We start from the raw sequence: 18,968 nt of genomic DNA, 5'->3' as shown, positions 1-18,968 counted from the left end.
ACGTCATGGTTAAAGCAACGAAGTTGCATTAACAGATACCGGCAGTGTACCGCATCTCAGGCTGAGCAGGCGCTAATGTGTGCTATCGGGCGATTGAGAATCAAGGCTGCAGTTTACTCAGGACAGATTTAACCGGCTCGGCGGTGAGACGTGACGAACGGTTATCTGATGCGCCTATCCATAAAAGACTGACTGCCATAACTGCTGAAATAAAAATTGTACGAATATCCATAAAGCCTCCCCTGATTAAGGTGGCTAAAGTAATCCACACAGGGGAGTATTAATCGCGGGATAAGAGAGGGTTTAAAGGGACTTTGCGCGAAAAGGTGGCGCAGATTTCGCCACGCCTGAATCACAAACGGGAAAGATCAAACTTATTCGGTAACGATGTTGCCAGCCGCAAGCCAGTCACGTCGTGTCAGGGTGTACATCAGGCTGGGAGGCAACCCCTCAGGATCGTCGACCTTTTTCAAAAAGGTCAGGCCCGCTTTTTCCAGTACCCGCCGCGAAGCCAGATGGTTTTCGCGCGTCACACCCGTAATGATGCTCAGCCCGGCCTCTTCGAATCCGTAGCGAATGGCTCTGCGGGAAAGCTCGGTGGCATACCCTTTTCCCCAGGCAGCAGGCTCAAACCGGTAACCGAGATTATTCGTCTGACGACCGTCAAACTGGCTTCTGAAAACGCCCCCAAAGCCAATGATTTTATCCGGATGGGCTTTCTCAAATATCGTCCAGTCGCCAAAACCCTGTTCCTGATAGCTCTGTAATATGCGCTCTATGGCCTGAATGGCATACGTTCTGTCGGGCCATGGACCTCGCGGGTTAAATTTATGCGTTTCGGGGTCGCCATAAATTCTGAAGAGGTCGTCAAGATCCTCGCGAAGAGTATATCTACAGAGCAGCCGCTCTGATTCCCAAACCATCATGCGCTCCTTTTGGGTGCTGAATAAGCAATCTTTACTCTTTATATCAGCAACTTCTGCTGTCACCAACTCTGTTAATACGCTTAACGAACGGCGGCTAATTTCAGTGCACAAGTCGCGGTTTTCGTGCTCATCTGATTGCAGAATATGGACCTCTCATCAGAGGCTGTCACTACGTTGTGTTGTGCTTCTGATATTGGTAAAGGGTGGAAAGAGGTTGCCGCCCCAGGTAATAAGCTGTTTTAGCGGCGGGAAGACGGATTCACCTGGGGCGATTGCCATAAAGGGTGGCGCACGGGTTCTGAATACGCTGCATGGGTGTTAAAGTGCTGCTTAAACTGGCGCGTCGGGTCTGTGTAGTCTCAACTTCAGCGTCATGAGGATCTGAATAGTGAAAGGAAAGTGCAAAAATGGCTGAACAGAGCAGCATTATCACTGAACTTACCGAACTTGAAGGTCTTTACGGCACGGTCGCCCGGCCCTCTGTCGCTAAAGAGACGGATCATATTCATCCCGCCTATCGTCCGTTTATCGCCGCCTCGCCTTTTGTGGCGCTGGCAACGTCGGGGCCTGAGGGACTGGATGTTTCACCGCGCGGCGATCCGGCCGGATTTATCGAAATCGAAGATGACAAGACCCTGTTATTACCCGACAGACGCGGCAATAACCGCATCGACAGCCTGCGCAACATTCTGCATGACAATCGGGTAGCGCTGCTTTTTCTCATCCCTGGCATTGGCGAGACGTTGCGCGTGAACGGCACAGCGGCGATCAGCACCGACCCGGCGCTGCTTGAGCGCTTTGCCATCAACAATCAGCTGCCAAAAACCGTATTGCGCATCACTGTGGAGAGCGTTTTCTTTCAGTGCAGCCGGGCGATTATTCGCTCCGGATTATGGGATGCCGAAACGCAGATCTCACGGCAGTCGCTGCCCAGCACCGGTTCGATCCTCAAACAGATTGCAGAGATTGATGGCGATGCCTACGACAAAGCGCTGCCTGAGCGATTGAAGAACTCACTTTATTAATCGCCGTTCAGGGCCTGGAGGCTTAACTTCCTCCAGCGTGCTGATGAGTGAAGTACTTATACTTTCGGAGCGGAGATCACAGTGCGCCTGCAGTCACGCCTCTAAGCGCAAACTGCGATAGCGTTACGCAAAGCTCTCCAGTATCTGCTTTGCATGCAGGTAGTCGTAAGAGGTCACTTCAATTTTATTATTACTGAGATCGCTGAAATAGACGGACATCGACACGTCGTGGTCACTGACGCTGAAAGGGATTTTATTCTTACGGAGTACAGGCATAAGTTCGTTGAAAGATGAGGCTGCCACCCCGAAAGCCACCGTATGGCCTGGTGGCTGAGATTTTCGCAGGAAAAGAGAGAGTGATGCCCTGTTATTTCTTATGACCAGCGGCCCACCCTGTTCAAACCAGAAGTACAGGGAAGGGTCGCGTTCAAAGCCCAGGATCTCGTTGTACCACTTTTCTGCCTGTTCAATATTTTCAACGTAGAGATGGATATGATCGATCTCAGCTATCTTCATCATCTGGCTCCCTGATTGTTATTAACAGTGAGACTCGCCGAAACATTATTGATAAACAACCCGAAAAGCACATGACAACATGAAATTTACCATGATTCTTTATGGCGGACAGAGATTACCCTAAAGGCTCCTGCGACAATCATATTGCTTAGCTTGTTTAATTAAAGCCTCACTTATCCTTTTTTAAGCAGACCAGTGCAAACCTTCCTCGTTCCGCTACAGATTCTGATATATCGGAAGCCAGTTGAGTGGCCATGGAAAAGGCTTCATCACATATATTTTCTAATTCTTTAATCAGCATTTCTCCGGCTATACGCCGTACCATCGGTGAGCGGTCAAGTATGGCCATCCTTAAGATATCAATAAAAGGCCTGGAAACGGCTATTGTTTTTTCATTTAAAACAGGTACACGCCGTCGTACGCCAAAGGCTTTATCAATCCACTTCCATTCCATCCCCTCGGACCAGATAATTTTGCCTTCGAACAGGCAGCGGTACGCCTTCGCACGCAGTGAGGGCTGAATGGAGGATTCAGCAATCTCAGACAGAAAATTATCTAATACTGACGTGCGTCCTGCTTGGGTAAAGACAGTTGCAGCAGGCCCCGAAGAAGTGCAGATAAGTCTTTTTTTCAGAGAGGCAGTGACGTTCTCCATTGAAATAATGTCTGTCAGTACCTCGTGTTCCTTCTCACCCGCTCTTCCCCATGAGGTCCAATAGGGAAGCGTTATAAACAAGACATCCACGATAACTTCCGGGTCAGAAGCTGCTGCGATTGAGGGAAGTGCTTCACGGGCGGCTTCTCTCACCTGAGGAACCCAATCATTTAACCTTCTGACGGCTAAGGCAAATAAAAAACTGTTGGGTGCACCAACTGATAATGTTCGTAATGCGCGTTCCCGCCGAAAACCATCTGCATGACATAAGTCCATCCACCTGAGAGAACCCACCTGCTGGATCTCAGCACCTGTCCGTTTATAACCTGATGTATAAAAAGATGAGTCAATCTGCCAGCGTATTAATCGCTCCCAGTCATCAAGACTTTTCAATGGCAGTTGTGACGTTGCAGCCACGAAAGCTGATATATCAGGCCGTATTCTCTGATAAAAAATATCGAAGGTGAGTGATTTTTTGACTGCTTCAGTAACTTCCTGTTTAAGGCTTTCCTGCAATAGCATGCGCCCTTTTCCCCAAATTAAATTTATAAAGGTTTGAGCTTATCTATAAAGTCACGGTGGCCCAAAGTCAACGTGCCTCTGCCAGCACATGAACTCCCGTCAGTAGAGGGTCAGTACATCAAATATCCTGATAAAAGGCTTGCCTCTGTCAAAAAGCAGACGTAACACCTTGAAGAGCTCTCACCGTTACAAACTCTCAGACACGCCTTCAGCCCCACCGCAATAAACGTTAAAGCAAAGATATTGCATTAAGGTTCAGATAGCCGTATACCTTATTAAAAGCTAATACTTTGCATTAAGGTGATTTCCATGAACCCCACATTGACGCCTCAGGCTGCTGCCCGCACCACGCTTTTCAGTTTTACCGGTGCGGCGCTGATTTCCGCCACCAGCAGTGCGCCAACGCCGCTCTACCCACTTTATCGCAGCCTGTTCCATCTGACGCCAACCATGCTGACGCTGATCTTTGGTGCCTATGCTTTCGCGTTGCTGGCCGCGCTGCTGACGGTCGGTAAAGTGTCCGACTATACCGGCCGCCGCCCGCTGATGCTGCTGGCGCTGGCGATCAATGCGGTCGCGCTGGTGATCTTTATGTCTGCCGGTTCTGCGGCGACCTTAATCGCCGCCCGGCTGGTGCAGGGCTTTGCTACCGGTATTGCCTTACCGACCTTTGGTGCCAGCCTGATTGACGCCAGTAAAACCCGTGGGCCACTGCTGAACTCATTCACCGCCTTTCTGGGGATGACGCTGGGCACGCTGGCGGGCGGCATACTGGTCACCTTTGCGCCCTTTCCCACGGTGACGCTTTACGCGCTGCTGCTGATACTGATGCTGGTTGCCATGGCGCTGTTGCCGCTAATACCAGAAACCATTGCGCCTCAGCCGGGTGTTCTGGCCGCACTGCGACCTCAGGTCAGCATACCGCGACGCGCGCTGGGCCCGCTGTTAATGGTGACGCCGGTTAATATCGCAACCTGGATGCTGGGCGGATTTTACCTTTCACTGATGCCCTCAATGGTGGCGAACGCAACCGGCCTGACATCGCCTTTTATCGGCGGCTCGATTGTGGCGACGCTGATGCTGAGCGCAACGGCAGCAGTATTTCTCTTTCGCCCGTTACCGCCCGCGCGGGCATTAGTTATCGGTACGCTGATGCTGATAGTGGGCGTCAGCGTCACTCTTGCGGGCCTTTCTCTGCACAGCGTGGCCTGGCTCTATCTCGGCACTGCCATTGCGGGTCAGGGATTTGGATCGATTTTCTCCAGCGTGCTGAAGATCATTATGCAGTTCGCTGAAAGTCATGAACGCGCCGGACTGTTCTCCGCCTTTTTGATCAAAAGCTATCTCGCCTTTGCCCTCCCTGCGATTGCCGCCGGAGTGGCAGCGCCGCATATCGGGCTGAACCAGACCGCCTGGTTCTATGGCATGACTATTATCGTGCTGGCACTGGTGTCGCTGCTGGCGATCAGAGGTCGCGCTTTAGCCGGAGCGGCCAGTTAATAAATCCGCCCGACGCGGCCAGATATCTGCCGCGTCATCCACAAACGGCAATTTTCACTTACACTCAACGGATTAATTTCAGGCGCAGTTGCTGCGTGATACCGTGAGTATGATGTCGAAATCCCAATCTGATGCGGTTTTAGCCCGGTTTTCATCCGCCACACGACGCTGGTTTTCTGCCACCTTTGTTGCACCCACGCCGGTGCAGCAGGCGGCATGGCAGGCGATAGCCAGCGGAGAACATGCGCTGGTGATCGCCCCGACCGGTTCAGGGAAGACGCTGGCGGCCTTCCTCACCGCCATCGACACGTTGTTTCAGTTCCGAACCGCGCAGCCCTCACCTGCACGTGAAACGACCACCCGCATTCTCTATATTTCACCGGTTAAAGCGCTGGCCGCGGACGTACAGCGCAACCTTAATCTGCCGCTGGCAGGCGTTTACGCTGAGCGGCAGGCGCTGAATGAGCCAGAGATCACTCTGAATATCGGAATGCGATCCGGCGATACGCCCAGTGCAGAGCGCGCCAGGCTGGTGCGCCGCCCGCCCGATATTCTGATCACCACACCCGAGTCACTGTTTCTGATGCTGACCTCAAAAGCGCGAACGACGCTGCAGGGCGTGACCACGGTCATCGTCGATGAGGTGCATGCGGTGGCGGGATCGAAGCGGGGTTCTCAGCTGGCGCTGAGCCTGGAGAGGCTCGATGCGCTGCTGCCACAGCCCGCCCAGCGTATCGGGCTTTCCGCTACGGTCCGACCGGTTGAGCGGGTGGCCGCCTTCCTTGGCGGCTGTCAGCCCGTTCAGATCGTTAATCCGGCCGCCGACCGGACGCTGCACCTGACCATCGAGGTGCCGGTCGAAGATATGACCGATATTGCCAGCCCCGATGACCTGACCGGTGAAGCCACCTCTGCCAGCGGTTCGATCTGGCCGCACATTGAAGCGCGCATTCTGCAGCAGGTCATGTCCCATCGCGCCACGCTGGTGTTTGTGAATTCGCGTGGCCTGGCGGAAAAGCTGACTGCGCGGCTCAATGCGCGTTATCTGGCGCAGCAGACAACCGCTGGCGATCGGGATGCAGAACCGGACGACAGTGACGATCTTATTGCCCGCTCGCACCACGGGTCCGTCTCGAAGGAGCAGCGAGGCGAGATTGAAGCCGCACTGAAGCTGGGCAGACTGCGCTGCGTGGTGGCGACTTCCAGTCTTGAACTGGGCATTGATATGGGGCCGGTGGATCTGGTGATCCAGGTGGGCGCACCGCTTTCAGTCGCCAGCTCACTGCAGCGCGTGGGACGCGCCGGACATCAGGTTGGCGGCGTATCAACCGGCATCCTGTTTCCGCGCACCCGGCGCGATCTGCTGGATTCGGCCGTCATATTGCAGTCGATGCGTGCGGGCCAGCTCGATGCGCTGGCTCCGCCGCGTAACCCGCTCGATATCCTGGCGCAGCAAACCCTGGCGGCCGTCGCAATGGATCCCTTACAGGTCGATGATTGGTATGCGCAGGTCTGTCGGGCCGATCCGTTTCGCACTCTGTCGCGTCGGCTGTTTGATGCCACGCTCGATATGCTGGCGGGTAAGTTTCCCTCAGACGCTTTTGCTCAGCTGCGGCCGCAGCTGGTGTGGGATCGTCAGAGCGGACTGCTGACGCCGCGACCCGGCGCTCAGCATCTGGCCGTGACCAGCGGCGGCACCATTCCCGATCGCGGCATGTTCAGCGTCATTCTGCCGGAAGGCGAAGAGCAGGCTGGCTCACGTCGTGTCGGCGAACTGGATGAAGAGATGGTCTATGAGTCGCGGGTCAATGACATTATTACCCTGGGCGCAACGTCGTGGCGGATTCAGCAGATTACCCACGACCAGGTACTGGTGGTGCCTGCGCCAGGCCGTCCGGCTCGTCTGCCTTTCTGGCGCGGAGAAGGTGTGGGCCGCTCGGCCGAATCGGGTGCCAGCCTCGGGCTGTTTCTGCGTCATCTGAGTGCGGCTTCACCGGCGGATGCGCAGGAGCAGTTGGGCGCGCTGGGGCTGGATGCCCGCGCAGTCACGAATCTGCTGGCTTTGCTGGCTGAACAACGCACCGCGACCGGCGTACTGCCGGACGATCGCACATTGCTGATCGAACGCTGCCGTGACGAAATCGGCGACTGGCGGGTGATCCTGCATTCGCCCTGGGGAAAGCGGGTCAATGCGCCATGGGCGCTGGCGATTGCCGCCCGAATCCAGCAACGCCTGGGCATTGATGCTTCTGTTGCGGCCAGCGATGACGGCATCGTGGCCCGCTTTCCCGCCAGCGAGGGAGTGTTACCCGGCGCTGACCTGTTTATGTTCGACGCCGACCAGTTGACCCGGGAGGTCACTGAGAGTGTCGGTCAATCGGCGCTGTTTGCCGCCCGCTTCCGTGAATGTGCCTCACGCGCTCTGCTGCTGCCGAGGCGTAATCCGGGCAAACGTTCGCCGCTCTGGCAGCAGCGGCTGCGCGCCGGTCAGTTGCTGGAAGTTGCACGACAGTATGACGATTTCCCCATCCTTATCGAAACCGCACGCGAATGTCTGCAGGATGTCTACGATCTGCCTGCCCTGCACCAGCTGATGGAACAGATGGCACAGGGAAAGGTAAAACTGGTCGAGGTGACGACCGAACAGCCCTCCCCTTTTGCCGCGCCGCTGCTGTTTGGCTATGTTGCAGAGTTTATTTACGCCAGCGACGCCCCCCTGGCAGAACGGCGCGCCTCACTGCTGGCGCTCGACAGTAACCTGCTGGGTGAGCTGCTCGGCCAGACCAGCAAGCGTGATTTGCTGGCACCTGACGTCGTTGAGCAGGTTGAAAAGGAACTGCAGCGCATTGATTCCCGCTATCAGGCGCAGCACACCGAAGGCATTATCGATCTGCTGCGCGATCTTGGCCCGCTCGCGGTTGCCGGTATTGCGGCACGTTTCAGTGGCAACGCCCAGCAGATCGCGGAAGCCATAACGCAGTTCGATGCCGCGCAGCGAATGATCCCGATCACCCTTGCCGGTGAAGAGCGCTGGGCGATCATTGAAGATGCAGCCCGCCTGCGCGATGCACTGGCCGTTGTACTGCCTGACGATCTGCCCGAAACATTTCTGGAGCCGCAGGCCGATCCGCTACGCGATCTCATTAATCGCTACGCCCGAACCCATACCCTGTTCACTGCCCGACAGCTGGCCACGTATTTTGGTCTGGGTATCGCCATTGTGAATGAGGTGCTGCTCTCCCTGCATCAGCAGGGCAACCTGCTCAATATGGGTTCGCCAGAGGGCGCATCGGAAACGGAGTGGGTTTCCACAGAGATCTTCAAACGGTTACGCTTACGTTCACTGCAATCAGCACGTGAAGCAACCCGGCCTGTTCCACCTGCCGCCTGGATCAACCTGCTGCTGGAGCGTCACGGTGTGCTTAACACGCAGCGTGAAGAGCATCAGGGGGTTAGCAGGCTGTTACGTGTGATTGAGCAACTTGCGGGCGTGCCGCTACCGGCCTCGCTGTGGGAGTCACAAATCCTGCGCGCCAGGATAGCCGACTATCAGCCCGCGATGCTCGATGAACTGTTAGCCAGTGGCGAGGTTACCTGGTGCGGACACAAAGCGCTGGGTCAGAATGATGGGTTGATCTCGCTGCACCTCACGGAATATGCCGCTGAAACACTGCCGATGATTGACACTACGCAGCCTCTGACGCCGATTCAGCAGGCGACTCTCGACGCATTGAGCCGGGGTGGCTCGTGGTTTGTTCATGAGATCATGGCACAGATGGACGAGGCAGAGACGCAAACCACCGATATTTATGCTGCCCTGTGGCAACTGGTGTGGCAGGGCTATGTCACTGCCGATAGCTGGATTGCGGTGCGTGGGCTGCTGACCACGCCAGGCGCCCCCCGTTCACGTCCCGCGCGTACCCTGCGCACCCGTTTTGGTCAGCGCTTCACCCCGGGCGCACTTTCTGCACGCCGACCGGCGGTCAACACGCTGGCTGGTCGCTGGTCGCGGGTTAACCGACAGGAGATTGCTCCTGCCCGGCTGGCCCTGTCGCTGGTGGAAAATCTTCTCGACCGTTATGGGGTGATCAGCCGGGGTAGCGCGATATCGGAGCAGATCCCCGGAGGATTCCCGGCGTTACAGCCGGTATTACGCAGCATGGAAGATGCCGGACGATTGCTGCGTGGCCGGTTTGTCGCTGGTGCGGGCGGCGCGCAGTTTGCCGACCATAACACCATTGAGCGGCTGCGGGAGCTGGCAGAAAAGCCGCTGACCGCGACAGAGGCTGTGGCGCTGGCCGCACCGGACCCGGCGAATCCATTTGGTGCGTTACTGAGCTGGCCGCTCCACGCCAGCGGCATCCGCCCGACCCGCCGTCAGGGAGGTCGCGTGGTGATTGCAGGCGGCGCGCTGGTACTCTACCTGACGCCGGGAGGCAAAGAGTTGCTGACATTCACCGACGATCCCGCGCTGCAGCAGGTCGCGGTGGCGGCGCTGGGCCTGGCACTGAAGCGTGAAAAGCCCGCGAGTTTCACGCTGGAGAAGGTAGATGGTGAACCGGTTTCGCGGTCACCGCTGCTTAACGCGTTGCGACATGCCGGATTTTCACGGGTGCCACAGGGGTTTAACTGGTATAGCTGAGTTGTTTTCGCGCCCGTTTTTTTCGCGCACAAAGTCGATAAATGCCTGAAGCGGGGCGGGGATCAGGCGGCGATCGTTGTAATAGAGCCACGGACCGGAGAAAGTCAGCCACCAGGGTTGCAGCAGCGGTTCCAGCCTGCCGCTGTCAAGGGCTGGCCTGAGCCACTCGTCAAACAGATATATCACGCCGCTTCCGGCGATGGCCGCCTCCACCGCCAGATCCATTGCGCCACCGACCGAAACCACCAGCGGCCCGCTGGTTTCAACGCTGATCTCTTCGCCCTCGTGGCTGAAGGTCCAGTCAGCCATGAGGCCGCTGGCATAACGGCCACGCAGACAGCGATGATGGATCAGGTCGCGCGGATGTTCCTGTCGGCCATGTTCTGCCAGATAAGCCGGAGAAGCCGCCAGCGCGAACCGTTGCTGTCTGGGGCCAATTGGCATCGCCACCATATCCTGCTCCAGCCGCTCATCATAACGAATCCCGGCGTCACAACCGTCACGAAAGACATCCTGCACGCTGCTCTCCGCCACAATTTCCAGCCGGATGTCGGGATAACGCTGCAAAAATTCCGGCACCAGCGCGGGCAGTACCAGCCGCGTAGCACTGACCGGCACATTCAGCCGCAGCGTGCCACCAGGGGTGTTTCGGTAGCGATTCACCGCATCCAGCGCGGCGTTAACTTCATTGATCGCGGGCAGCAGACGTTCCATCAGCGCCCTGCCCGCTTCGGTTAACACCACGGTGCGAGTGGTGCGGTGAAACAGACGAATGCCCAGCTGTTGTTCCGCCCGTCGAACCGCATCGCTCAGGCGTGACGCATTGCTGCCGGTGACGCGTGCCGCTTCCCGAAACCCTCCCGCTTTTGCCACCGCCACGACGGCATCCAGCAGCGCCATATCGATCGCCATTGTGCATCACCCTGTACAGTCTGTCCTGATTTCACCGGATAGTTGCACAGCTGAATCACCGTTACAATTGATCTACATTCACGCAGGAGGTTTTCATGTCAAACACCACCATGACTTTTACGTTAGGCGATCGTGAAGTTAACCGTATCGGCTACGGCGCAATGCAACTGGCCGGGCCGGGCGTGTTCGGCCCGGTAAAAGATGAAGCCCGGGCAATCCGGGTTTTGCGCGACGCTGTCGCGGCAGGCGTTAATCATATCGACACCAGCGATTTTTACGGTCCGCACGAAACCAACCAGCTGATTAAAAAGGCGCTACATCCCTATCCGCAGGATCTCTGCATCGTCACCAAAGTGGGTGCCCGACGCGACGCCAAAGGCGGCTGGCTGGCGGCGATGGAGCCAGAGGCGCTGACGCAGGCAGTTGAAGATAACCTGCGCAACCTGGGGCTGGATGTGATTGAAGTGGTGAACCTGCGCAGTATGTTGCATCCGGCCAGGCCGAAAGAAGGCTCTCTGAAGCCACAACTGGAGGCGCTGCTGGCGTTACAGGCGCGCGGACTGATTCGCCATATTGGCCTGAGTAACGTTACCGCCACGCAGATCGCAGAAGCTCAGGCGATGACGCCGATTGTCTGCGTGCAGAATATGTATAACCTAGCGCATCGACAGGATGATGAGCTGGTGAATCAGCTGGCGCAGCAGGGAATTGCGTATGTGCCGTTCTTCCCGCTGGGTGGCTTCTCTCCGTTGCAGTCGGATCAGCTTAATGAAGTGGCTACATCCCTGAATGCCACGCCGATGCAGGTCGCACTTGCGTGGCTGCTGCGGCGATCGCCAAATATTCTGCTGATTCCAGGCACCTCTTCCCCGGAACATCTTAAAGAGAATCTTGCCAGCGACAGCCTGGAACTGTCGGATGATGTGATGGAAATGCTGAACGCTATTTAACATCAGGCCCGCATCGTGCGGGCCTGATGCTGTACTGATTCAGAAACTGCTGAGACAGGCCGCAAGTTGCGGCTTGTCGCTACAACTGATGTGGTGATCGATTCGGTTAATCATATAAGGATAAAACGGGTTAGAGGTGGCGCGCATAATCGAGTCCAGCCCGACAATCAGCACCGCACTCTCGCCGCGCAGTGACAACGTCCCAAAACTGATACCAAACTCATTCTTCTGCGCGGGCGCGCTGCCATATAACCCATCCTCGGCCGGGAATGGAATCGCAACGTGCGACAGTGAGTAGAGACCCGCCGGATAGGCAATTGCCAGCGGCTGAATCCGTTCCTGCATCTCTCCCGCGGGAACGCTTTTCGTCACCATCTCCAGTGAGGTGGCGGAGGCATTGGTGATCACTGTGGATGAGTAATTCCGACGCGCCGCAGGCAACAGCTGATTAACCGCGGTATATGAGGAGTGGCGGAATAACGGACTGACGCTGACCGCCTGATTGATATCGAACAGCACCAGTTCGCTGCCGTTCACTGGCAGATAATTATAGAGCGAGCGGATGACCGAAGGCGTACTGACGGTGGAATCCATGACCGACTGAAAGGTTAGCACGGGCGGGAAACCGGAGAGCTGCTGATTACGCGCATATTGGAGGATCTCTTTCTGCAGCGCCTGCGTCAGCAAATAGGTCTGCCGGGCAGCGTGAACCGGAAAAGAGTTGTATTTAAACGGATTAAACTCCGGCACGATATTCAGCCAGGCCGTTTTCGAGAAGGCAGGGAAAACAGAGGGCAACCCGGCAACACCTGCGAACCGGGCAAAACGAGTCACACCGATCATCGGCGATAACAGAATCAATTGCTGCGGACGACGCAGCGTGTGATCGCCCAGGCTGTCGAGCGCATATTTTACCGCCAGCGCCCCGCCGTTCGAGAAACCCACCAGATGCAGCGGCGTCTGCGTGCCCGCCAGCCGGGTCGCTTCCCGCACCGCCAGGCGTGTGGCGGCCATCCAGTCCTGCCAGTCAACATCGGTCAGACCCGCAGGCACCGTACCGTGACCCGGTAACCGTATCGCCACCGCCACATAACCCTGCTGACGGTAAGCCTCTGCCACATGCCGCAGACTGTAAGGACTGTCGGTCAGTCCATGTAACAGCACTACCGCACCGCGCGGCCTGCCCGTCGGTTGCAGAATATAGGAACGGTTCCAGTCCTGCGCGAAATGCCCCGGATAGATCATGCTGCCAGCATAGTATCGGTTGAGTGGCGTTTTATCTTCCGCATCCAGCCGGTTGCTGACCTGCTGCTTCATCTCGTCGAACAGATGATTTTCGGCCTTGAGGTAGTCGGCATAGGTCGCATTATCAAGCTGTTCTACTGTCAGTTCATGCGGGACCCAGGTGTGCCAGCGATGTAACTCCGGCCCGCGCTCCGCTTCATAGATTCGAATAATCAGTAGCAGCAGTAACAATACTCCAGACACAATCGCAAGACGCCAGAGCCTGCGGGTGACGGTTTTCCACCTCCGGGTCATAAATCCTTTCCTGAAAAATTAAAATGCATAGCGAAACCACGCAAACAGCACGTTGCCATTATTGTACGTGCCCGGAATATAGGTGAACTGTACATTCAGCGCCTTATAACCGGCAGAGAACAGCGGCAGAATAATCGGTAGCGGAATATAGTTACCAAAATCTTCGCGTGCAGTGATACCGGCGGTTAATCCCGCGCCAAGACGAAAGTCCTGATTCGAACCTGGATACCAGCCCTTCTCCCAGCCATAACCGACAATCGGCTGCCACTCATTGTGTGAGTCTTTGAAAGCCATTGCATAAAGCGCGCTCCAGTTGCCGCTGTCGCTGTAGCGGGAAATGCCCAGACCGCCTCCCCAGGGATTCTCGTTATAGTTATCGGTTTTTTCTTTGTCGTACATAAAGCGGGCGTGCCAGCTGATAAATGGCAGGTAGAGATCGGTATGCTGAGGCGCGTTCCAGGTCTGCGCAACATCGTCAGTGAATCCATTCCACCAGGAGGAGATTGGTGTGTTTTCAGCATGCAATGGCGCAGCAGTCAGCAATGCGGCAAAAACTGCCGTGGTGGTTGAAATTTTCATAGTGCGTACCGGTCAGCGTGCGGAGCAGATGAAAAATGAGTATAGCGCAGAGCCTGATGCAATCTTTGTCAGCGGTCATGCTTCGCTTAACCGGTAGTTTCTGAAGACAATAACGACAGCTTATTCAGTCAGGTTCTGGCGATTTCAGCCTGAAATCGCCAGAACTGTATGGAAATTAATCGAGGGAAAATTGCTGATTACAGTGAATGTTGTCTGATGGTACTTAGTGAGGATAAGTACGGGGAAATGCGGTGCAACGGTTAGTAAGAAGATAAGGAGGTAACAAGATAAGGCGATAAGGAGGTAAAACCGGATTCAGCCGGTGGGCTGAATCCGGTGGGAGACTCAGGAGGCTTCAGCCTCTTTTGGCTTTTCACCAAACTTCTCTTTCATGTGTGACTCAATCTCTTCCAGGCTTTTGCCCCGCGTCTCTGGCACCATCGCCATCACGAAGATCAGCGACCCGACGTTAATCGCGGCAAAGATAAAGAAGGTGGTGCTGCCGGCATATTCCATTATCGGTGGAAAACCAAAGGCGACTATCGCGTTAAAGATCCACTGTAGTGAGACAGCGCCGCCGGTTAACACGCCGCGCAACTGCATCGGGAACAGTTCCGACATCATCAGCCAGTAGACCGGGGAGATGCACATCTGCATGCAGAACAGGAACAGCAGAATACAGGCCAGGGCGAGGTAGCTCTGCATCAGGCTGGGAGCGATAAAGGTCATCACGCTGCCCAGCATAATCTGCGAAGCTACCACCAGACACAGGCCGGTAATCAGCATCGTCCGGCGCGGGAAGCGACTAACCGCCCAGATACCTACAATCGCCGCCACCACTGAGACCACGCCGTTACCGATGGTCGCGGCAATCGAGGCGCTGGTGCCAAGTCCGGTCTGTTTAAGGATGATCGGGGTGTAATACATAAAACCATTTACCCCGGTGAACTGGGCAACAAAGCCCAGACCGACGCCGATAACCATCAGGCGAATCACCCACTTCTCACGGATCAGGGTTTTCGCATCCGGCCCACGTTCCGCCGCTCTCGCCTGCTTCTTCATCTGCGCCATCTCATGGCGCACTTCACGCGGCGTTTCACGCAGATACTTCAGGATCTTTTTAGCCTCTTTCAGACGCCCTTCCGCCACCAGCCAGTGAGGTGAGGCGGGAACGAAGAACGTGCCGATAAACAGCAAAAGACCCGGTACCATGGCAATTGCCAGCATGTAGCGCCACAGGTGCTCATCATGCAGCAGATAGCTCAGCAGCGTACTGGCAACATAAGCAATGAGCTGTCCGGTAACGATCATCAGCTCATTGCGGCTGACCAGCGGCGCACGCAGGCGCGGTCCGGCAATTTCGGCGATAAACACCGGCACGGTAGAGGAACCGCCACCGACAGCAATCCCCAGCAGGAAGCGCATTGCCACCATGACATTGACAGAAGGCGCCAGCGCTGTTCCCAGTGAACCCAGCACAAAAATAACCGCCAGGCTGCGTAGTGTAATACGCCGGCCAAACCGGTCAGAGAAGAAACCACTCAGGAAAGAGCCTATCGCGGCACCGAACACCAGCGAAGAGGCTACCAGCCCTTCAGTGAATGAATTCAGTCCAAGTCCACCCTGATCGGGTGGTGAGGTCATGTAGGGTAACGCACCCGAGATTATCCCGGTGTCATAACCAAAAGCCAGCGCGCCCATAGTGGCAACCAGTACCACTAAAAAAATGCGCTGGCGTACCGTATCCGCAGGCGCGTGATCGCCCGCTTCACCAGAGTCTGGTGTATTCGTACTCATAATATCCCTGCCATTAATAAGTTAAACATCCGTTTGATTAAATTTCATACGGAATAGAAATGGAACATATTTACCGAGTGGGTAAAGAAGTGTAGACGGTATTTAAAAGTTAGCTTTAGCAATGCGATTTTTATAACAGGGATAGTTAACCGGATAAATAAACCGGCGCAATAATGACGACGTGAAAGTTATTTTAACATTAGGTTAACACTTTCAGTTCCTGCTGGATCCAGCTCAGGAAATGCGCGACGCGGGGAAACTGGGCAAATCCACGCGGGAAGACCAGATGATGGGCGCTAACGGGCAGACTCTCCTGTTCGGACAAGACTCTGACCAGTTTTCCACTGCGCAGATAATCCTCCGCCAGCAATTCACTTTCAAATATAAGACCGTGGCCTAACATCGCCGCCTCAAGACTCATATAAGAGCGATCAAAGCGAAATAACCACTCTTTATCTGGCTGAGGTAATTGCTGAGAAGCAAACCACTGCGGCCACTGAATAAGCGGCGACTCCGATAATATCAGCGCATGATGAATTAAATCAGCGGCCTGATTAACAGGATGTTTTTTCAGATACTCAGGCGAGGCCAGCACCGACATTCTTTCGTGGCGGATCGTTTTAATCTCGAATGAGTTCCAGTCCGGGAATCCATGGCGTATCGCAATATCAATATTGTCGCGGCTGAAAGATAAATTCTCGTAAGAGCAGGAGAGCGTGAGCTGGAACTCGGGATAGCTGTCGCGAAATTTATGGATGCGCGGCAACAGCCACAGCAGACCGAGACTGGGCGCGCAGTGGATCCTGAGGTTGCTGCGGGCTTTCTCGTTACTGATGCGTGCAGTCGCCTGCGTCAGACTCAGCAGTATCGGACCAATCTCCCTGAGGTAATGCTCACCCGACAGCGTCAGCACTACGCCCTTTGCCGAACGATTAAACAGAATACAGCCCAGTTCACGCTCCAGTTTTGCCAGCTGATGACTGGCCGCCGAAGGCGTAATACTTAATTCCTCGGCCGCACGCGCGACATTACCAAAATGGGCCACCTGCTCAAAAACCCGCAGTGATTTAATCGAAGGTAAGTGATCAGACTGCTTTTCCATCCGCCTCTCCACACTGGAATTTTGTGATGTGTGCCCATTTTTAAATCGCAGAATTGTTAACTGCATCAAACCAACAAATTCATTCAGCATCAAATGAATTTTTTTGCATTGCCAATATTAGCCGCTTTATCAATTCTGATCGTGACCCTGCCGGTAGCGATACCGAACCACTAATAATTATTTTTCTGGAGTGGACAATGTTACTCGAAAATAAAGTTGCGATTATTACAGGTGCCACCTCTCAGCGCGGCATTGGCCGGGCAACAGCCGCCTGTTTTGCTCAGCATGGTGCGCGCGTGGTAGTGCTCGATTTAGATCTGCAGGCCGCCCAGGCCAGCGCACAGTCTTGTGGTGAGGGGCATCTCGGCCTGGCCACCGATGTGACCGATCCCCTCTCTGTTCGTCGTGCCATCGACCAGGTCCTTGAGCACTTCGGCCGTATTGATGTGCTGGTCAACAATGCAGGTATTACTCAGCCGGTTAAAACACTGGAAATCGGCATCGAGGATTACAACCGTATTCTTGATGTCAATCTGCGCGGCACGCTGCTGATGTCTCAGGCGGTGATCCCCACCATGCAGCAGCAGAAAGGCGGCAGTATCGTCTGCCTGTCCTCGGTCTCAGCACAGCGCGGCGGCGGGATTTTCGGTGGCCCGCACTACAGTGCTGCTAAAGCGGGCGTTCTGGGCCTGACTAAAGCGATGGCGCGCGAATTTGGCCCTGACCAGATACGCATTAATGCCCTGACGCCCGGTCTGATCCAGACGGACATCACTGGTGGCCTGTTACAGGATGAACGCCGCCACGCCATTCTCGACGGAATTCCGCTCGGCCGCCTTGGGTCCGCCAGTGACGTCGCCAACGCTGCGCTGTTTCTCGCCAGCGATCTCTCCGGTTATCTCACCGGCATCACGCTGGATGTGAACGGCGGCATGCTGATCCATTAAATAGCGCCCTTCCCTGCCCGCACGCCTGGCGGGCTAACCTCGGGAGTGAACACCATGACCACGCTTAATCTGAGCGCAGCCTCTGCTGCGCGCGATATCACCTATCGCAAAATTGCCTGGCGCCTGATGCCCTGGCTGATGCTCTGTTATCTCTGCGCCTATCTTGATCGCGTCAATGTGGGCTTCGCTAAATTACAGATGATGGATGATTTGTCTCTCAGCGAAACCGTGTATGGACTGGGTGCCGGGATCTTTTTTATCGGCTACTTCTTCTTTGAGGTGCCGAGTAACCTGATCCTGCACCGTGTCGGCGCACGCCGCTGGATTGCCCGCATTATGATCACATGGGGAATCATCTCAGCCCTGTTCGCCTTTGTAGAAACCGCATGGCAGTTCTACCTGCTGCGCTTTCTGCTCGGCGTCGCCGAGGCCGGTCTTGCGCCAGGTTTACTGCTCTACCTGACCTACTGGTTTCCATCACACCGTCGCGCGCGTATGACCGTGCTCTGGTTTGTCGCCATTCCACTTTCAGGGATGATTGGCGGCCCGCTCTCAGGCTGGATTATGGCGACCTTTGCAGGCTTTCACGGATGGGCCGGCTGGCAGTGGATGTTTATGCTGGAAGCTATCCCCACCCTTGTTATGGGATTAGTGGTACTGCTGGTTCTGAAGGATCGTGTTGAACAGGCAGAGTGGCTGGACGAAGATGAGAAACGCCGGGTGCGCGCCGATCTGGATGAAGATAATCAGCAGAAAGCCTGTCATGGCACGGTAAAAGCCTTTGTCGCCGACCGTCGTCTGTGGCTGCTGGCGCTGATCTACTTCTGTGTGGTGATGGGTCAGTACGCCCTGACGTTCTGGTTACCGACGCTGGTGAGAAACTCAGGCGTCAGTGAACCGCTGCATATTGGGCTGCTGACCAGTCTGCCTTACCTCTGCGCCATTATCTTTATGCTGCTGGCCGGGCGCAGTGGCGATCGCTATCGTGAACGCCGCTGGCATCTGATTGTTCCAATGCTGATCGGACTCACCGGACTGACGCTGGCAACTCTGCTGAGCCATAGCGTTTCCCTGTCACTGCTCTCCCTTTGTATTGCCGCTGCGGGCATTCTTTCCGCCTCATCGCTGTTCTGGATGTTGCCGACCAATCTGTTAGGTGGCGTCTCTGCCGCCGCAGGCATCGCCGCCGTGAACTGCATTGCTAATCTGGCCGGTTTTTTCTCACCGTGGCTGATAGGCACCATCACCACCGCAACCGGTACGCCCGCTTCCGGAATGTACTTTATTGCTGCCGTCCTGCTGGGTGGCGCGCTATGCGTGCTGCGCATCCGGGCAGCGGACGTTAATCGTTAATCA

At 55.6% G+C, this 18,968-nt stretch carries 15 protein-coding genes; 6 read left to right on the top strand and 9 right to left on the bottom strand.

Annotation, left to right across the window (positions count from 1 at the left end; all coding sequences use genetic code 11):
* Positions 1-100: 100 nt before the first annotated feature.
* Positions 101-232, bottom strand: coding sequence for a hypothetical protein (locus ACVKSX_RS10660; RefSeq protein ID WP_022624561.1), 132 nt, complete (start codon positions 230-232; stop codon positions 101-103).
* A 142-nt stretch (positions 233-374) separates the two neighbouring features.
* Complete coding sequence (locus ACVKSX_RS10655; RefSeq protein WP_064690935.1) at positions 375-923, bottom strand: GNAT family N-acetyltransferase; 549 nt, start codon at positions 921-923, stop codon at positions 375-377.
* A gap of 410 nt (positions 924-1,333) precedes the next feature.
* Between ACVKSX_RS10655 and ACVKSX_RS10650 the strand changes: the two genes are divergently transcribed.
* Positions 1,334-1,951, top strand: a complete 618-nt coding sequence (locus ACVKSX_RS10650; protein WP_033787202.1) for a pyridoxamine 5'-phosphate oxidase family protein — start codon at positions 1,334-1,336, stop codon at positions 1,949-1,951.
* 123 nt (positions 1,952-2,074) lie between these two features.
* On the opposite strand, the gene ACVKSX_RS10645 is transcribed toward ACVKSX_RS10650, so the two are convergent.
* Together ACVKSX_RS10645 and ACVKSX_RS10640 are read right to left on the bottom strand one after the other, a co-directional pair.
* Positions 2,075-2,467 carry a VOC family protein gene (locus tag ACVKSX_RS10645; RefSeq protein ID WP_064690974.1) on the bottom strand — a complete coding sequence of 131 codons (393 nt, stop codon included), beginning with the start codon at positions 2,465-2,467 and terminating at the stop codon, positions 2,075-2,077.
* A gap of 169 nt (positions 2,468-2,636) precedes the next feature.
* Positions 2,637-3,644: a hypothetical protein gene (locus ACVKSX_RS10640; protein WP_062759005.1), complete on the bottom strand. Its 1,008-nt coding sequence runs from the start codon at positions 3,642-3,644 to the stop codon at positions 2,637-2,639.
* Between the two features lie 309 nt (positions 3,645-3,953).
* Between ACVKSX_RS10640 and ACVKSX_RS10635 the strand changes: the two genes are divergently transcribed.
* Together ACVKSX_RS10635 and ACVKSX_RS10630 are read left to right on the top strand one after the other, a co-directional pair.
* Positions 3,954-5,144, top strand: a complete 1,191-nt coding sequence (locus tag ACVKSX_RS10635) for an MFS transporter (RefSeq protein WP_354438662.1) — start codon at positions 3,954-3,956, stop codon at positions 5,142-5,144.
* Between the two features lie 112 nt (positions 5,145-5,256).
* Positions 5,257-9,786, top strand: a complete 4,530-nt coding sequence (locus ACVKSX_RS10630; protein WP_435530756.1) for an ATP-dependent helicase — start codon at positions 5,257-5,259, stop codon at positions 9,784-9,786.
* Here the strand turns inward: ACVKSX_RS10630 and ACVKSX_RS10625 are convergent.
* On the bottom strand, positions 9,751-10,698 hold the full coding sequence (locus tag ACVKSX_RS10625) for a LysR family transcriptional regulator (RefSeq protein WP_354438665.1): 948 nt from the start codon (positions 10,696-10,698) through the stop codon (positions 9,751-9,753). The genes ACVKSX_RS10630 and ACVKSX_RS10625 overlap by 36 nt on opposite strands.
* Positions 10,699-10,793: 95 nt before the next feature.
* Here ACVKSX_RS10625 and ACVKSX_RS10620 point away from each other — a divergent pair, with 95 nt between their 5' ends.
* On the top strand, positions 10,794-11,648 hold the full coding sequence (locus ACVKSX_RS10620) for an aldo/keto reductase family oxidoreductase (protein WP_354438667.1): 855 nt from the start codon (positions 10,794-10,796) through the stop codon (positions 11,646-11,648).
* Between the two features lie 39 nt (positions 11,649-11,687).
* Here ACVKSX_RS10620 and ACVKSX_RS10615 read toward each other — a convergent pair whose 3' ends face one another.
* The 4 genes from ACVKSX_RS10615 to ACVKSX_RS10600 form a co-directional block, all read right to left on the bottom strand.
* The gene (locus ACVKSX_RS10615; RefSeq protein WP_010246839.1) at positions 11,688-13,187 is read right to left on the bottom strand and encodes an alpha/beta fold hydrolase; all 1,500 of its coding nucleotides are present in this window, start codon (positions 13,185-13,187) and stop codon (positions 11,688-11,690) included.
* A gap of 18 nt (positions 13,188-13,205) precedes the next feature.
* Positions 13,206-13,766, bottom strand: coding sequence for a lipid IV(A) palmitoyltransferase PagP (gene pagP, locus ACVKSX_RS10610; RefSeq protein WP_010246837.1), 561 nt, complete (start codon positions 13,764-13,766; stop codon positions 13,206-13,208).
* A gap of 345 nt (positions 13,767-14,111) precedes the next feature.
* Complete coding sequence (locus ACVKSX_RS10605; protein ID WP_022624569.1) at positions 14,112-15,563, bottom strand: sugar porter family MFS transporter; 1,452 nt, start codon at positions 15,561-15,563, stop codon at positions 14,112-14,114.
* A gap of 199 nt (positions 15,564-15,762) precedes the next feature.
* Complete coding sequence (locus ACVKSX_RS10600) at positions 15,763-16,665, bottom strand: LysR substrate-binding domain-containing protein (protein ID WP_354438668.1); 903 nt, start codon at positions 16,663-16,665, stop codon at positions 15,763-15,765.
* Positions 16,666-16,862: 197 nt separating this feature from the next.
* Here ACVKSX_RS10600 and ACVKSX_RS10595 point away from each other — a divergent pair, with 197 nt between their 5' ends.
* On the top strand, positions 16,863-17,612 hold the full coding sequence (locus ACVKSX_RS10595; RefSeq protein WP_354438670.1) for an SDR family NAD(P)-dependent oxidoreductase: 750 nt from the start codon (positions 16,863-16,865) through the stop codon (positions 17,610-17,612).
* Positions 17,613-17,666: 54 nt separating this feature from the next.
* Positions 17,667-18,965 (top strand): MFS transporter, encoded by a 1,299-nt coding sequence (locus ACVKSX_RS10590; protein WP_060679377.1) that lies wholly within the window; start codon positions 17,667-17,669, stop codon positions 18,963-18,965.
* Positions 18,966-18,968 lie beyond the last annotated feature (3 nt).

It is taken from the genome of Pantoea sp. PvP021, from assembly GCF_054056055.1.
Note: the sequence above shows the minus strand (reverse complement) of the source record. Positions and strands in the feature narration are given on the sequence as shown.

Bases quoted from the DNA above. Each gene is read 5' to 3' on its own strand.
- ACVKSX_RS10660 (WP_022624561.1), bottom strand. From the start codon at position 232: ATGGATATTCGTACAATTTTTATTTCAGCAGTTATGGCAGTCAGTCTT.
- ACVKSX_RS10655 (WP_064690935.1), bottom strand. From the start codon at position 923: ATGGTTTGGGAATCAGAGCGGCTGCTCTGTAGATATACTCTTCGCGAG.
- ACVKSX_RS10650 (WP_033787202.1), top strand. From the start codon at position 1,334: ATGGCTGAACAGAGCAGCATTATCACTGAACTTACCGAACTTGAAGGT.
- ACVKSX_RS10645 (WP_064690974.1), bottom strand. From the start codon at position 2,467: ATGAAGATAGCTGAGATCGATCATATCCATCTCTACGTTGAAAATATT.
- ACVKSX_RS10640 (WP_062759005.1), bottom strand. From the start codon at position 3,644: ATGCTATTGCAGGAAAGCCTTAAACAGGAAGTTACTGAAGCAGTCAAA.
- ACVKSX_RS10635 (WP_354438662.1), top strand. From the start codon at position 3,954: ATGAACCCCACATTGACGCCTCAGGCTGCTGCCCGCACCACGCTTTTC.
- ACVKSX_RS10630 (WP_435530756.1), top strand. From the start codon at position 5,257: ATGTCGAAATCCCAATCTGATGCGGTTTTAGCCCGGTTTTCATCCGCC.
- ACVKSX_RS10625 (WP_354438665.1), bottom strand. From the start codon at position 10,698: ATGGCGATCGATATGGCGCTGCTGGATGCCGTCGTGGCGGTGGCAAAA.
- ACVKSX_RS10620 (WP_354438667.1), top strand. From the start codon at position 10,794: ATGTCAAACACCACCATGACTTTTACGTTAGGCGATCGTGAAGTTAAC.
- ACVKSX_RS10615 (WP_010246839.1), bottom strand. From the start codon at position 13,187: ATGACCCGGAGGTGGAAAACCGTCACCCGCAGGCTCTGGCGTCTTGCG.
- pagP (WP_010246837.1), bottom strand. From the start codon at position 13,766: ATGAAAATTTCAACCACCACGGCAGTTTTTGCCGCATTGCTGACTGCT.
- ACVKSX_RS10605 (WP_022624569.1), bottom strand. From the start codon at position 15,563: ATGAGTACGAATACACCAGACTCTGGTGAAGCGGGCGATCACGCGCCT.
- ACVKSX_RS10600 (WP_354438668.1), bottom strand. From the start codon at position 16,665: ATGGAAAAGCAGTCTGATCACTTACCTTCGATTAAATCACTGCGGGTT.
- ACVKSX_RS10595 (WP_354438670.1), top strand. From the start codon at position 16,863: ATGTTACTCGAAAATAAAGTTGCGATTATTACAGGTGCCACCTCTCAG.
- ACVKSX_RS10590 (WP_060679377.1), top strand. From the start codon at position 17,667: ATGACCACGCTTAATCTGAGCGCAGCCTCTGCTGCGCGCGATATCACC.